Origin of the sequence: Halobellus sp. EA9 (genome assembly GCF_051195055.1) — an archaeon.
Taxonomy (GTDB): Archaea; Halobacteriota; Halobacteria; order Halobacteriales; family Haloferacaceae; genus Haloquadratum; species Haloquadratum rubicundus.
Genome location: NZ_JBNTJW010000005.1, coordinates 157,987 through 170,384, shown reverse-complemented (window position 1 = coordinate 170,384; position 12,398 = coordinate 157,987). Strand labels below are relative to the sequence as shown.

Sequence of the window (12,398 nt, the reverse complement as noted above, 5' to 3'; positions counted from 1 at the left end):
CCGCGACGTCGCTTCGGCGGCGTCGCGGTACGCCGACCCGATGGATGGACGGGTCGGCGACGCCCGCACCCCGGCACAGGGGGGCCGCACTCGCGGCATCCCGCCGCGCTGACAGCGTGCCGGGTGCGGGCTATCGGGCCGGTCCTGCTCCGGCCGGCCTCGAACCGCCGCGTGCCGGGCTGACCACCCGCTCGCGGCACTCACCGCTGGCGGCCGGTCCCGTCTCCACCCGCCGCCCGAGCCAGAGGCACCCACGGGGAATGCACCCAAACCGCCGATCGACACCCCACTCCAGTCATCACGTTTTGCTCCGGGTCGGTGGCTTATTACCGACTCATACCAATGTCCGTATATCAAGTAATGCCGCTTTCACTATCGGGCGGCGCGCTCTACGGACTCTACGTTCTCGCGTTCGCCGCCGCCGCCGTCGCCTGCCTCTGGATGGTCCCCAGATGCCGCCGGATCGAACACGAAGAGACTCGCCGAGGGCTCTTCTGGCTCCTCGTCACGAGCGGCGGCTGGGCGGCCGCCCACGTCGGATATCTGACGATGCCGACACCGACGCTCCAGTACGTCTTCTACGAGGTCGGCCTCGTCGTCGGCCTCGCGTCTGTCGGTCCGTGGCTGTACTTCTGTTCGGCCTACACCGGGCGATCGCTCCACCGCAGCACCACGGTCCGGAAGGCGTTCGTCGCGGTGTTTCTCCTCATCGTGGCGGTGAAAGTGACGAATCCGGTCCACCACTGGTACTTCGTCGCGGAGGTCGTCGAGACGCCCTTTGCGTACCTCCAGGTCAGACACCGCCCGCTCCACTGGCTCGTGATGGGTGTCGCCTACGCGCTCACCGCCGTCGGCTTCTTCACGCTCTTCGAGCTGTTCGTCCGCGTCAACACCGACACCAGACCGCTCTTCGTCCTGTTGGCGCTGACCGGCATCCCGGTGGTCTTCGACGTCGCCGGCGCGATATTCCCGTGGGCGCTCGACATCACCTACTCCTCGATCGGGGTGGCCGCGTTCGCGGTCGGGGTGTTCTCGGTCTACTTCGACCGCTTCCAGTACGTCCGGGTGGCGGGCGAGGCCGCCGATCCGATCATCGTCCTCGACGAGGACGGGGAGATCCGCGACTACAGCGCGCGTGCGGTAGACCTCTTTCCCGCGCTCTCGGAGGGGATCGACGAGCCGCTCGGCGAGGTCGCACCGGGGCTGTCGGCGGCGCTCGACGACGAGGAACCGATGTTCGAGGCCGAGATCGACGGCGAGACGCGCTACTTCAACGTCTCGTCGAACCCCTTCACCACCGGGGGCGCCCAGACGGGCCAATCGATCGTCCTGACGGACGTGACCGACCGCGAGCAGTACCGGCGGGAGCTCGAAGCGAAAAACGAGAAGCTCGAACAGTTCGCCAGCCTCGTCAGCCACGACCTCCGCAATCCCCTCCAGGTCGCGAAGGGCCGGACCGAGCTCGCGATCGACTCCGGCGACGTCGACCACCTCGACGCGGTCGTGCGCGCCCACGAGCGGATGGAGCAGCTGATCGAGGAGATCCTGACTCTCGCCCGCGAGGGCGCCTCGATCGACGAGACCGAGCGGGTCGAGATATCGCGGCTCGCCGAGCGGTCCTGGTCGATGATCGACGCCGACGGGGCCGACATCGTCGTCACCGAAGACGTCGAGTGCGAGATCGAGGCCGATCCCGAGCGGCTCCAGCAGCTGTTCGAGAATCTGTTCCGGAACGCCATCGAGCACGGCGGCGCCGACGTCACCGTCACGGTGGGCTGCCTGGACGACGGCTTCTACGTGGAAGACGACGGCCCCGGTATCCCCGCAGACGCCCGCGAGGAGGTCTTCGAGGCGGGCTATACGACCGCCTCGGACGGCACGGGCTTCGGCCTCGCGATCGCCTCGGAGATCGTCGAGGCCCACAGCTGGGAGATCCGAGCGGTCGACGGCACGGACGGCGGCGCCAGATTCGAGATCGTCGGGGCGAGCGAGATCGAGTCGGAGGTCGTATCGGCGTCCTGACGGTTCTCGAAGAGATATCGTCAGCGAATCTTCCGCACGTCGCTGACGTCGAAGCCGCCCTCGTGGATCTCGGTCTCGAAGCGGACGATGTTCTCGCGTTCGATCTGTGAGAGCACCCCGCGGAACTCCTGGACGACCATCGTCCGCGCGCGCTTGGAGCCGCCAGACTCCCACTCGAACTGGAGCGTCCCGTCGGCGGCGTCGATCAGGTGTCCGAGTTCGGTCGGTTCGAGCGTCTCCCTGCTGGCGTACGCCAGGATGAGCCCGTTCCACCGGTGGGCGGCCTTCCCCAGCCCGCGGATGAGCATCGCGATGTCGTTCCAGGCCATCTCGTCGGAGATCGCCGAGACGAGGTCGGTGATGGAGTCGATGACGACGAGGTTCTCCGCGGCGTTCGCGTTGAGGTACTGCCCGAGCGCCGTGAGGACGTCCGCGCGCTCCTCGCGACCCCCGAGGTCGCGCAGGGTCGTCGTCTCGCCGAGGTACCACTCCCGCGGGACCGGACTCAGCTGGAAGAACTCCGGCGAGAAGTCCCGGACCGTGATCCGGTCGGCCGCGGCCTCGACGAGCTCGTCGTCGAGGACGTAGGACATCTCGCGGCGGACGTTCGACTCGTCGGCGGTGAAAGAGAGGTAGTGGACCTCCGGCGGCGGCGACGCCGCCTCGTGGAGGTCGCCGTAGTGGAGCTCGAAGAGCTCCTCGTCGCCGTGGGCGAGCGCGTTCATCGTCGCGCTGGTGTACATAAACTCCCGGGCCCCGGCTCCGGGTTCGCCGACCAGCAGGACGACCGTTCCCGGGGGCGCGCCGCCGTCGACGATCCGATCGAAGCGCGAGACCCCGAACGGGATGCAGTCCATACGCACACGTTTCCGGCGGCGGCGTTAACGGTTTCGGGGCGCCGTCCGAGGCTCCGCGCGGTCGCCCGAGTCTACGTCCGGACGACCTCGGCGCCCTCGTTCCGTCCGGCGACGACGCGCACCTCGCCGGCGAGGTCGGCCGACCGGAGTGCTTCCTGTCCCGCGCGCCGCGCCGCGTCGGCGTGGTCGACGTCGGTGACGCCGTAGACGCACGGGCCCCACGAAGACTGGCCGACGCCGAAACAGGACGGCTCGGAGGAGAGGAGGTCGACGAGCGTCCCGACGGGCTCGCGGTAGATCCCCGACTGCTCGTCGGCGTACCAGCGGCCGTTGAGTCGGTCGATCCGTTCGATGGCGGCGCCGAACCGCGCGGCCGACCCGTCGGCGAGCGCCGGCAGCAGCCGCCGCAGGACGACGCCCGCGATCCGGTCGGCGACGCCCGGGTCGGCGTCAGTGATCACACAGCGCATACTCTCGTCTTCGCACTCGCCGTTCCGTCCGACGTCGGCCTCGGGGACGACGAGCAGGAACCGCCACCCCTCGGGCACGTCCCGACGGGTCACGACCGGCGGCGTCTCCCACGTCCCGTCGGCCGGGCGCTCGGGCGTGAACGCCTCGCTCGGGTGGCCGCCGTCGACGACGACGCCGCCGCGCTCGAACGTCGCGACGCCGACGCCGGAGCGACCGGCGCGTCCCAGTTCCGGCGCCCGCGACCTCGCCCGCGGATCGCGACCGTGGGCGCGGGCGACGGCCGCGAGGGTCGCGAGCGCCAACTGCGTCCCGCTGCCGAGTCCGACGTGTCGCGGCAGCGTCGACTCGACGGCCACCGACGCGCCCGAAACGCCGAGCAGTTCGACCGCGCGCTTGGCGTACTCGCGGCCGAGGCCGTGCGCGCACGCGACGTCGTCTGCAGGCTCGGCGGTCACCACCGTCCGCGGCGCGTCCAGACCGACTCCCAGGCCGCCGTACAGTCGCTCGTGGTCGAGACTCAGATTGCCGAAACCGAAGTGGAGGCGGGCGCCGGTCGCGACGCGAACACGGCTCATCACCGCAACGGAGGGGCGACACGCCGTTGGTGATTGCGACGGGGGCAATCCGACCCGGTGTCGGAAGCCACGTCACCCCCGTCAGGGTAGCGGGCAGAGGCTCGCGGTGAAGACGGCGACGTCGTCGGACTCGTTGCGCGCGCCGTGGACGGCCCCGCGGTCGTGTCGGACGACTCCCGGCGCCTCGACGGTCTCTTCGGCCCCGTCGCGGACGACCACGACCGAGCCTTCGAGGACGTGGAAGACGTTGGTGCTGTCGGCGTGTTCGTGCGGTTCGAGCTCCGCGCCGGGGCCCAGCGCGAACCCCTTCACCAGGACGTCGTCGGTGACGACAAGCTCCGTCGTGTCTACCTCGCCGTCGTCGGGGTCCAGTGCCTCGCGCGCCTCGGGGTACAGATCGAGCGTCATCGTTGGGGACGTGCGTCGGCGTCGTATATATGCTGTCGGTCGCGGCGCCGGCGCCACGGGCTCGCCCGCCGACTCAGTCGGTGTAGATCTCGAACCTGGCGCCGCCGGCCTCCCCCTCGGCGGGCCGGATCTCCCAGCCGTGGGCCTCGACGCACTGCTGGACGATCGCGAGGCCGAAGCCCGTGCCGTTCTGCGCCGTCGAGAAGCCGTACTCGAAGATCTCGTCGCGGTCCTCCTCGGGGATTCCGGGGCCGTCGTCCTCGACGTAGAAGCCGCCGTCGACCGATCCCACCGTGACGGTGACGTCGGCGCCGCCGTGTTCGACGGCGTTCCGGAACAGATTCTCGAACAGCTGTCTGAGCTGGCTCTCGTCGGCGGTGAGCTCCCTCTCGGTCTCGACTTCGAGCGCAGCCTCGCCGGTGTCGACGTTCGCCCAGCAGGTCCGGACGAACTGGTCGAGCCGGATCGGCTCCCGATCGACCTCGGTGTCGCGCTTGCGGGCGAGCGTCAGGAGGTCGTCGACGAGCGACTTCATCCGCTCGTGGGCGTTCCGGACGGATTCCAGCTGTTCGCTGTCGCACTCTTCCATCGCGAGTTCGAGCCGGCCCTCCGCGACGTTCAGCGGATTGCGCAGGTCGTGAGAGACCACCGAGGCGAACTGTTCGAGCCGGGCGTTCTGCCGGGTCAGTTCGCGCTCGCGCTCGCGGAGGCGCTCGTTGCGCTCGACCTGTTCGAGCGCGCGGACGATGTTGACGCTGAGGATCTCCCCGAGGACGAGTTCGCTCTCGTCGAAGGCGTCGGGCTCCTTAGAGCCCGCAAGGAGGATCCCGTAGTCTTCGAGCGGGAAGAACACCTCGCTCCTGATCGGGGTGTCGTCGCTGTGGCGGTCGGGGTCCTCGTGGACGTCGGTGACGACGCTCGGTTCCCCCTCCTGAAACACTCGCCCCGCGATGCTGTCGTCGAGCGAGAAGGTGGGCGGCTCCCCGATCACGTCGTGGATCCCCTCGGTGAAGGCGACCGGATCGAGCCCCTCGTCGGGGTCGTAGAGGTGGATCGCGTTCAGGTCCAGATCGAGGATCGACCGCGCGGCGTCGACGCCGATCTGGGCCACCCGCTCGTTTGTCTCGGCGCGCATCAGCTCACGGGCCGTCTCGTTCACCGCCTCCAGCCGCCGCTCGCGCTCGCGCCGCTCGGAGACGTCGTGGTAGACCCACAGGTGACCCCGCCCCTCGGGCAGTTCGATCGGCCGGTAGCTCCGTTCGAGCGCGCGGCCGTCCGCGAAGACGACCTCCTCGTTCCAGACCGGCTCGCGTTCCGCGATGATCTCGTTGATCCGGTCGACGAACCGCTCCGGCTCCGCGAACCGGCCGCTGATCCGTTCCGCGAACCGCTCGCAGTCGTCGCCGACGACGTCCTCGGGCGACTGGGAGAGCTCGAAGAGCTCGAACAGCCGGTCGTTGATCTGGAGGACGTTCCGGTCGGCGTCCTCGGCGAGCACGCCGACCGGCAGCGTCTCGAAGAGCGTCGAGCGGATCGCGTTCGTCCGTTCGAGCTCCCGCCGCTGGCGGCGCTTCTCGGTGATGTCCTCGAACTGCGAGAAGATCGTGATCACGTCGCCGTCCTCGTCGGTGACGACGCGGTTGTGCCACGAACACAGCCGGCGCTCGCCGTCCTTCCGGACGATCTCGTTGACGCTCTGGTAGCCGCCGCGGTCCGACAGGAGCTGCCGCTCGACCTCGGCGACGTGCCGCCGCTCCGCCTCGGGGACGATCGGCAGCCAGGTCCCGCCGACGAGCTCTTCGGGCTCGTAGCCCGTGATCTCCCCGGCGGCCTCGTTCACGCGGACGATCCTTAAGTTCTCGTCGAACTCGATCGTGCCGAGCGGCGACTGGTCGATGAACCGCGAGAGCCGCCGTTGGCTCTCGGCCAGCGCCTCCAGGGAGCGGTTCTGCTCGACGGCGTTTTCGATCCGGTTCGCGAGGACGGTGTACTGCTCGGTCCCGACCTCCTTCTGGAGGTAGTCTGTCACGCCCGCGGAGATGGCCTTGCTCGCGATCTCCTCGGAGCCCTTGCCCGTAAAGAGGATGAACGGGACGTCCTCGTCGAGGTCGCGGACGCGTTCGAGCAGCTCCAGGCCGTTCATCTGTGGCATCTGGTAGTCGCTGACGACGCAGTCGAGGCGCTCGCCGCGGACGCGTTCGAGGACGGTCTCGGGGTTCGTCGAGGTGTAGACCGAAAAGGAGTCGTTGAGACGAGTCAGAAACGACGCGGTGAGGTCGACGAAGTCGGGATCGTCGTCCACGTGAAGGACCCGGATTTCGCTGTGTCTGTCTGAAATCGGACGCACCGGGTCCCCGCTCTCGGTCATCACCTTTCCGTACAGACACCTCGGTCAAATAGGTTTCCCGGGTGAGGGCCCTCGGAGCCCGCCGCCCCCGAGTCGAATCTCCTCGTCTAACCGTCCTCCCCCTCTGACGTCCAGTACCTCTTTGCCCGTCGCGTCCGGAGCACGCGTATGCTCACCGGGCTCGCCAGACTCGGGCTGGAGGCGAAAGATCTCGCGACGGTGCGGGAGTTCTACGAGGGCCGACTCGGGCTCGCCGCCGACGCGGCCGATGCGACCCGCGTCCGCTACCCGATCGGCGAGGCCGCAGAGCGCCCCGACGACGGCGCGGGCCGGACCGCGCTCGTGCTCCGACGGCCCGTCGACCGCCCCCGCGGAGGCGTCCACACGCACTTCGCGTTCGCGACGTCCCGGTCCGCCTACCCCCGATGGCGACGCCGCCTGGCCGACCTCGACCCCGTCGAGTTCTCGTTCGGGTCGAGCGACTCGCTGTACGTCTACGACCCCGCGGGCCACTGCGTCGAGATCGGTGGCATCCACGGAGAGAGCCCTGCCGACGCGTCGAACACGTCGGCGGACGCGACCGCGCCGGGAGAGGCCGCCGATACGGAAGCCCCGCCGCTTTCGGGCATCTTCGAGGTCGTCTTCGAGGTCACGGATCTGGACCGCGCCGAGGCGCGCTACCGACGCCTCGGCTTCGAGGTGGTCGACCGCGGCGACGAGCGGCGCCGCGTCCGGCTCTCGGGACCCGTCGACCTGGAGCTCTGGGAGCCGCAACTGGGGATCGCCGACGCCCGCGGCGGCCTCCACGTCGACCTGGCGCTCCGGACGGTCGACCCCGACGCGGCCGTCGAGGCGGGCGGGCCCTGGGCCGCCGGGCCGACCGCGGCCGAGGGCGGGCTCCGGGTCGTCGACGACGACGGCCACGTGCTGACGTTCCTGCCCGGGGCGTGACCGTCGGGCACGGCCCGGTCCCGTTCAGAGCCGTTCGGTGTTGATCTCGACGCCCGGCGGCGAGACGACGAGGAACCGCCGGAAGTGCGTCAGGTTCCCGCCCACGTCCTTCACCGGCCGGGCGAAGCCGTTCGCGAGCTCGTTGAGGTCGCCCTCGACGGCCAGCACCAACACGTTGCCCTGCTCGACGGTGTCGATCCACTCCTCGTCGGCGGTCGTTCCGTCCAGCACCCCGAGGACGACCTCCCCCTCGACGTCGTCTTCGAGGTGCTCTTCGGCCGCGGAGAGATTCAGATTGAACTCGCTCATACCCGCCTCAACGGAAAGCGACACGAAAAGGATTCTGACGGCCGTCGGTCCCCCGGCGCTCGTCGTCGACGAGCGACCGCGGGGCCCGGGCTGGTCGTTCGTCCAGTAACGACCGCGCGCGAGCTGCGAGGGATGAACGAACCCCGAAAACGAGGCGAAATTTACGCCGAACGGACAGCGATCGGGTGGGAGCGGGCTCGCGTCGTCGACGCCCGAGGGCTCGTGCTATCACTCGGAAAGCGGCCTCAAGATCCATCGAGAGCGGGTGAAACGGCCGCTAATCGCCTTTTTCGGGTTCCGTGACACGTTCCCACAGCGAAAGCCTTTAATATCTTTCCGGGCAGGTATCGAGTACAATGTCTCACGACGACATGGAGGCTCAGTCGGACACCCCGGCTGGTCGAGTTCTTCCAGGGCACATTAGCCCAAATAACTGAATCCGAGATCGACGAGGTACGGATTTTTGACACGACGCTCCGCGACGGCGAACAGTCGCCACGCACTTCGTTCAGCTACGACGAAAAGCGGGACGTAGCCGCGACGCTGGACGAGATGGGCACCCACGTCATCGAAGCGGGGTTCCCGGTCAACTCGGACGCCGAGTTCGAGTCCGTGAGCGACATCGCCGCCGCGACGGACACGACCGTCTGCGGGCTGGCGCGCGTCGTCGAGAAAGACGTAGAGGCCGCGCTCGACTCCGGCGTGGAACTGGTCCACGTCTTCGTCAGCACGAGCGACGTGCAGCTGGCCGACTCGATGCACGCCTCCCGCGAGGAGGCCGTCGAGCGGGCGGTCGAGAGCGTCGAGCGCGTGAAGGACGCGGGCGTCGAAGTGATGTTCTCTCCGATGGACGCCACCCGGACCGACATCGACTTCCTGGCCGAGATCATCTCGGCCGTCGACGAGGTCGACGTGGACTGGATCAACATCCCGGACACCTGCGGGGTCGCGACGCCGACCCGCTTCGCCGGGCTGATCCGCGAGGTGCGCAAGCACACCGACGCGCGGATCGACGTCCACGCCCACGACGACTTCGGGCTGGCGGCCGCCAACGCGATGGCGGGCTTCGAGGCCGGCGCGTCGCAGGCGCAGGTGTCGGTCAACGGCATCGGCGAGCGCGCCGGCAACGCCGCGTTCGAGGAGGTCGTGATGTCCGCGGAGTCGCTGTACAACGTGGACACGGGAATCGACACCACCCGAATCACCGAACTGTCGCGGATGGTCGAGGAGGCGAGCGACATCCCGGTTCCGGCGAACAAGCCGGTCGTGGGACGGAACGCCTTCTCACACGAGAGCGGCATCCACGCCGCGGGCGTCATCGAGAACTCCGACACCTTCGAGCCGGGTGTGATGACCCCCGAGATGGTCGGCGCCCAGCGGGAGTTCGTCCTCGGCAAGCACACCGGGACCCACTCGGTCCGAAAGCGGCTCGAAGAATCCGGCTTCGCGCCGACCGACACCGAGGTGCGCGACGTGACCCGTCGCGTGAAGGACTACGGCGCGGAGAAGGAGCGCGTCACCGTCGACGTGTTGACGCGCTTCGCCCGCGAGGTCGGCGTCGACCGCGCCGACGAGGACGAGGAGGAGGTCCGCGCCTGATGGCGCGCGCCCCGTTCGCTCGCTTCCCCGAGCCACGGGCGCGTCGCCGGGCGACTCGTCGGGGAACCGGAGCGCGAAACGTTAATTACGGACCAGAATCATCTACCGGGTACGATGCGACGACCGCACGCCCCCGCGACGTCCGCCGCTCTCCGAGCGGCGGCTCCCGTCGACGGGCGGCGGTCGCCCGGCGTCGAGGACGGTCTCGACGTCGTCTCGCGGATCATCGTAGGGGCCCCCTAGCCCCTCACACACCCGTTTTCGATTCTCGTCAGTTCGCGCCCGCCGTTCGACCGACCAGCAACCGTAACACCAGGCCAATGCCACACGACGCTCGACCCCGAACTCCACACGCACGACCGACGCACCGCCAGCAGACCACCCCCGCGGGAGGGTCTCGCCGATGAGCAAGCAGGAACAGCCGCCGTCGGCGGCCGAAGAGGAGGCCGACGAGGAACGGGCCATCGGCCCCGTAACGACCGGCTCTGAGTCGGTCATCCGCGCCCTGGAAAACGCGGGCGTCGAGGCCGCCTTCGGCGTCCAGGGCGGGGCGATCATGCCCGTCTACGACGCGCTGTATCACTCCGACATCCGGCACGTCACGATGGCCCACGAGCAGGGCGCCGCCCACGCGGCCGACGCCTTCAGCGTCGTCCGCAACGAGCCGGGCGTCTGCCTCGCGACGTCGGGGCCGGGGGCGACGAACCTCGTCACCGGCATCGCCGACGCGAACATGGACTCCGACGGGCTCGTCGCGCTCACCGGCCAGGTCCCGGCGGACATGGTCGGCTCGGACGCGTTCCAGGAGACAGACACCACCGGCGTGACCGCGCCCATCACGAAGCACAACTACTTCGCAGACGACCCCGACTCCGTCGGCGACACCGTCGGCGAGGCGATCGCCCTGGCCGACGAGGGGCGACCGGGGCCGACCCTCGTCGACCTCCCGAAGGACGTCACCCTCGGCGAGACCGACGCCGAGCCCGGCCCGGCGACGCCGCCGGAGACGACCCAGCCGCAGTACGTCGCCGACGAGGCCGACGTCCGCGAGGCGGCCGACGCGATCGAGGCCGCAGAGCGCCCGCTGCTGCTGTTCGGCGGCGGCGTGATCAAGGCCGACGCGACCGACGAGGCGCGCTCGTTCGCGCGCGAGTACGAGATCCCGGTGGTCACGACGATGCCGGGCATCGGCTCGTTCCCCGAGGACGACGATCTCTGTCTCTCGTGGGCGGGGATGCACGGCACGGGCTACGCCAATATGGCGATCACCCACACCGATCTGCTGATCGCGGTCGGGACCCGGTTCGACGACCGCCTCACCGGCGGCATCGACACCTTTGCGCCGGAGGCGGAGGTCATCCACATCGACATCGATCCCGCCGAGATCTCGAAGAACGTCCACGCTGACTACCCGCTGATCGGCGACGCGGGGATCGTCCTCGACCAGCTCGACGACGCCATCGGTCGCGCGCCCGAGGCCGAATCGTGGCGCGAGCAGTGTCTCACCTGGCAGGACGAGTACCCGATGGACTATGCGACCCCGGACGACGAGCCGCTGAAGCCGCAGTTCGTCGTCGAGGTGCTCGACGAGGCGACCGACGACGACACCATCGTCACGACCGGCGTCGGCCAGCACCAGATGTGGGCCGCCCAGTACTGGACCTTCTCCGAGCCGCGCACCTGGGTCTCCAGCCACGGGCTCGGGACGATGGGCTACGGCCTCCCGGCCGCCGTCGGCGCGCGCATCGCGGCCGACGACGACCAGCAGGTCGTGTGTATCGACGGCGACGGCTCCTTCCTGATGACGATTCAGGCGCTTTCTGTCGCCGTCCGCGAGGACCTCGACATCACCGTCGCGGTCCTGAACAACGAGTACATCGGGATGGTCCGCCAGTGGCAGGACGCCTTCTTCGAGGGCCGCCGGATGGCCGCGGAGTACAACTGGTGTCCGGAGTTCGATATGCTGGCCGAGGCGTTCGGCGCGCGCGGCTTCCGCGTCGACGACTACGACGAGGTCGCAGACACCGTCGAGAAGGCGCTGTCGTACGACGGCCCCTCGGTCATCGACTTCCACATCGACCCGGCGGAGAACGTCTACCCGATGGTTCCCTCGGGCGGCGCGAACGGCAAATTCGCACTCACGGAGGACCAGCTATGAGTTCGGACGACTTCAAGGCGACCGACGACTCGGACGAAGACCTGCCGAAGCACGGACTGAAAGGCCCCTCGCCGGACGAGCGCCCCCACCCGGAGGGGCGGCGCAACTCCCAGGGAATCCGCATCGACCCGGAGGCCGAGGCCGAACACGAGCCGCGCCGCGCGGTCATCTCGGCGCTCGTCGAAGACGACCCCGGCGTCCTCTCGCGGGTCTCGGGGCTGTTCTCCCGGCGGCAGTTCAACATCGAGAGCCTCACCGTCGGGCCGACCACCGTCGAGAACCACTCGCGGATCACCCTGGTCGTCGAAGAGCCCGAGCCGGGGATCGACCAGGTCGAAAAGCAGCTCGCCAAGCTCAAGCCCGTCATCGCCGTCGGCGAACTCGACGCCGACGCCGTGCGGACCGAACTCGTCCTCCTGAAGGTCGAGGGCGACGAGCCCGACAAGGTCCACGCCGTCACCGAGATGTACGACGGCCAGACGCTCGACGCCGGGCCGAAGACCATCACGGTCCAGCTCACCGGTGACGAGCAGGAGATCGACGACGCGATCGACGCGTTCCGGCAGTTCGGCATCATCGAGATCGCCCGCACGGGCTACACGGCGCTCGCGCGCGGCAATCAGGCGACCGTGCCGGGCGAGAAGCCGGGCACCGCGGACGAACCGACCCGACCGACAAACGCACAATAGAGACTCAACGCA

General features: G+C 69.1%; 10 protein-coding genes. 5 read left to right on the top strand and 5 right to left on the bottom strand.

Going from position 1 to position 12,398, the window contains the following annotated elements:
• The first annotated feature begins 360 nt into the window (after positions 1-360).
• Positions 361-2,022, top strand: coding sequence for a sensor histidine kinase (locus ACQUQ0_RS08335; protein ID WP_435184498.1), 1,662 nt, complete (start codon positions 361-363; stop codon positions 2,020-2,022).
• Positions 2,023-2,042: 20 nt separating this feature from the next.
• Here ACQUQ0_RS08335 and ACQUQ0_RS08330 read toward each other — a convergent pair whose 3' ends face one another.
• From ACQUQ0_RS08330 to ACQUQ0_RS08315, 4 genes are all read right to left on the bottom strand, one after another.
• Positions 2,043-2,879, bottom strand: coding sequence for an RAD55 family ATPase (locus ACQUQ0_RS08330; RefSeq protein WP_435184497.1), 837 nt, complete (start codon positions 2,877-2,879; stop codon positions 2,043-2,045).
• A gap of 71 nt (positions 2,880-2,950) precedes the next feature.
• Positions 2,951-3,925 carry a beta-ribofuranosylaminobenzene 5'-phosphate synthase family protein gene (locus ACQUQ0_RS08325; protein ID WP_435184496.1) on the bottom strand — a complete coding sequence of 325 codons (975 nt, stop codon included), beginning with the start codon at positions 3,923-3,925 and terminating at the stop codon, positions 2,951-2,953.
• A gap of 81 nt (positions 3,926-4,006) precedes the next feature.
• Complete coding sequence (locus ACQUQ0_RS08320) at positions 4,007-4,333, bottom strand: cupin domain-containing protein (protein ID WP_372389761.1); 327 nt, start codon at positions 4,331-4,333, stop codon at positions 4,007-4,009.
• A gap of 73 nt (positions 4,334-4,406) precedes the next feature.
• Positions 4,407-6,701 carry a PAS domain S-box protein gene (locus ACQUQ0_RS08315; protein WP_435184495.1) on the bottom strand — a complete coding sequence of 765 codons (2,295 nt, stop codon included), beginning with the start codon at positions 6,699-6,701 and terminating at the stop codon, positions 4,407-4,409.
• A 147-nt stretch (positions 6,702-6,848) separates the two neighbouring features.
• Here ACQUQ0_RS08315 and ACQUQ0_RS08310 point away from each other — a divergent pair, with 147 nt between their 5' ends.
• Entirely contained in the window at positions 6,849-7,631 is a 783-nt protein-coding gene (locus tag ACQUQ0_RS08310; protein ID WP_435184493.1) for a fosmidomycin resistance protein, read from the top strand.
• A gap of 24 nt (positions 7,632-7,655) precedes the next feature.
• Here ACQUQ0_RS08310 and ACQUQ0_RS08305 read toward each other — a convergent pair whose 3' ends face one another.
• Positions 7,656-7,940: a DUF5779 family protein gene (locus ACQUQ0_RS08305; RefSeq protein WP_435184492.1), complete on the bottom strand. Its 285-nt coding sequence runs from the start codon at positions 7,938-7,940 to the stop codon at positions 7,656-7,658.
• A gap of 330 nt (positions 7,941-8,270) precedes the next feature.
• Between ACQUQ0_RS08305 and ACQUQ0_RS08300 the strand changes: the two genes are divergently transcribed.
• The 3 genes from ACQUQ0_RS08300 to ilvN all read left to right on the top strand — a co-directional run bounded on the left by ACQUQ0_RS08300 (position 8,271) and on the right by ilvN (position 12,386).
• Positions 8,271-9,539, top strand: a complete 1,269-nt coding sequence (locus ACQUQ0_RS08300) for a LeuA family protein (RefSeq protein WP_435184603.1) — start codon at positions 8,271-8,273, stop codon at positions 9,537-9,539.
• A gap of 403 nt (positions 9,540-9,942) precedes the next feature.
• On the top strand, positions 9,943-11,697 hold the full coding sequence (gene ilvB / locus ACQUQ0_RS08295; RefSeq protein WP_435184491.1) for a biosynthetic-type acetolactate synthase large subunit: 1,755 nt from the start codon (positions 9,943-9,945) through the stop codon (positions 11,695-11,697).
• Positions 11,694-12,386 (top strand): acetolactate synthase small subunit, encoded by a 693-nt coding sequence (ilvN, locus tag ACQUQ0_RS08290; protein ID WP_435184490.1) that lies wholly within the window; start codon positions 11,694-11,696, stop codon positions 12,384-12,386. Before ilvB ends, ilvN begins: the two co-directional genes overlap by 4 nt.
• Positions 12,387-12,398 lie beyond the last annotated feature (12 nt).

Coding starts and splice junctions, on each gene's coding strand:
- ACQUQ0_RS08335 (WP_435184498.1), top strand. CDS start 361: ATGCCGCTTTCACTATCGGGCGGCGCGCTCTACGGACTCTACGTTCTC.
- ACQUQ0_RS08330 (WP_435184497.1), bottom strand. CDS start 2,879: ATGGACTGCATCCCGTTCGGGGTCTCGCGCTTCGATCGGATCGTCGAC.
- ACQUQ0_RS08325 (WP_435184496.1), bottom strand. CDS start 3,925: ATGAGCCGTGTTCGCGTCGCGACCGGCGCCCGCCTCCACTTCGGTTTC.
- ACQUQ0_RS08320 (WP_372389761.1), bottom strand. CDS start 4,333: ATGACGCTCGATCTGTACCCCGAGGCGCGCGAGGCACTGGACCCCGAC.
- ACQUQ0_RS08315 (WP_435184495.1), bottom strand. CDS start 6,701: ATGACCGAGAGCGGGGACCCGGTGCGTCCGATTTCAGACAGACACAGC.
- ACQUQ0_RS08310 (WP_435184493.1), top strand. CDS start 6,849: ATGCTCACCGGGCTCGCCAGACTCGGGCTGGAGGCGAAAGATCTCGCG.
- ACQUQ0_RS08305 (WP_435184492.1), bottom strand. CDS start 7,940: ATGAGCGAGTTCAATCTGAATCTCTCCGCGGCCGAAGAGCACCTCGAA.
- ilvB (WP_435184491.1), top strand. CDS start 9,943: ATGAGCAAGCAGGAACAGCCGCCGTCGGCGGCCGAAGAGGAGGCCGAC.
- ilvN (WP_435184490.1), top strand. CDS start 11,694: ATGAGTTCGGACGACTTCAAGGCGACCGACGACTCGGACGAAGACCTG.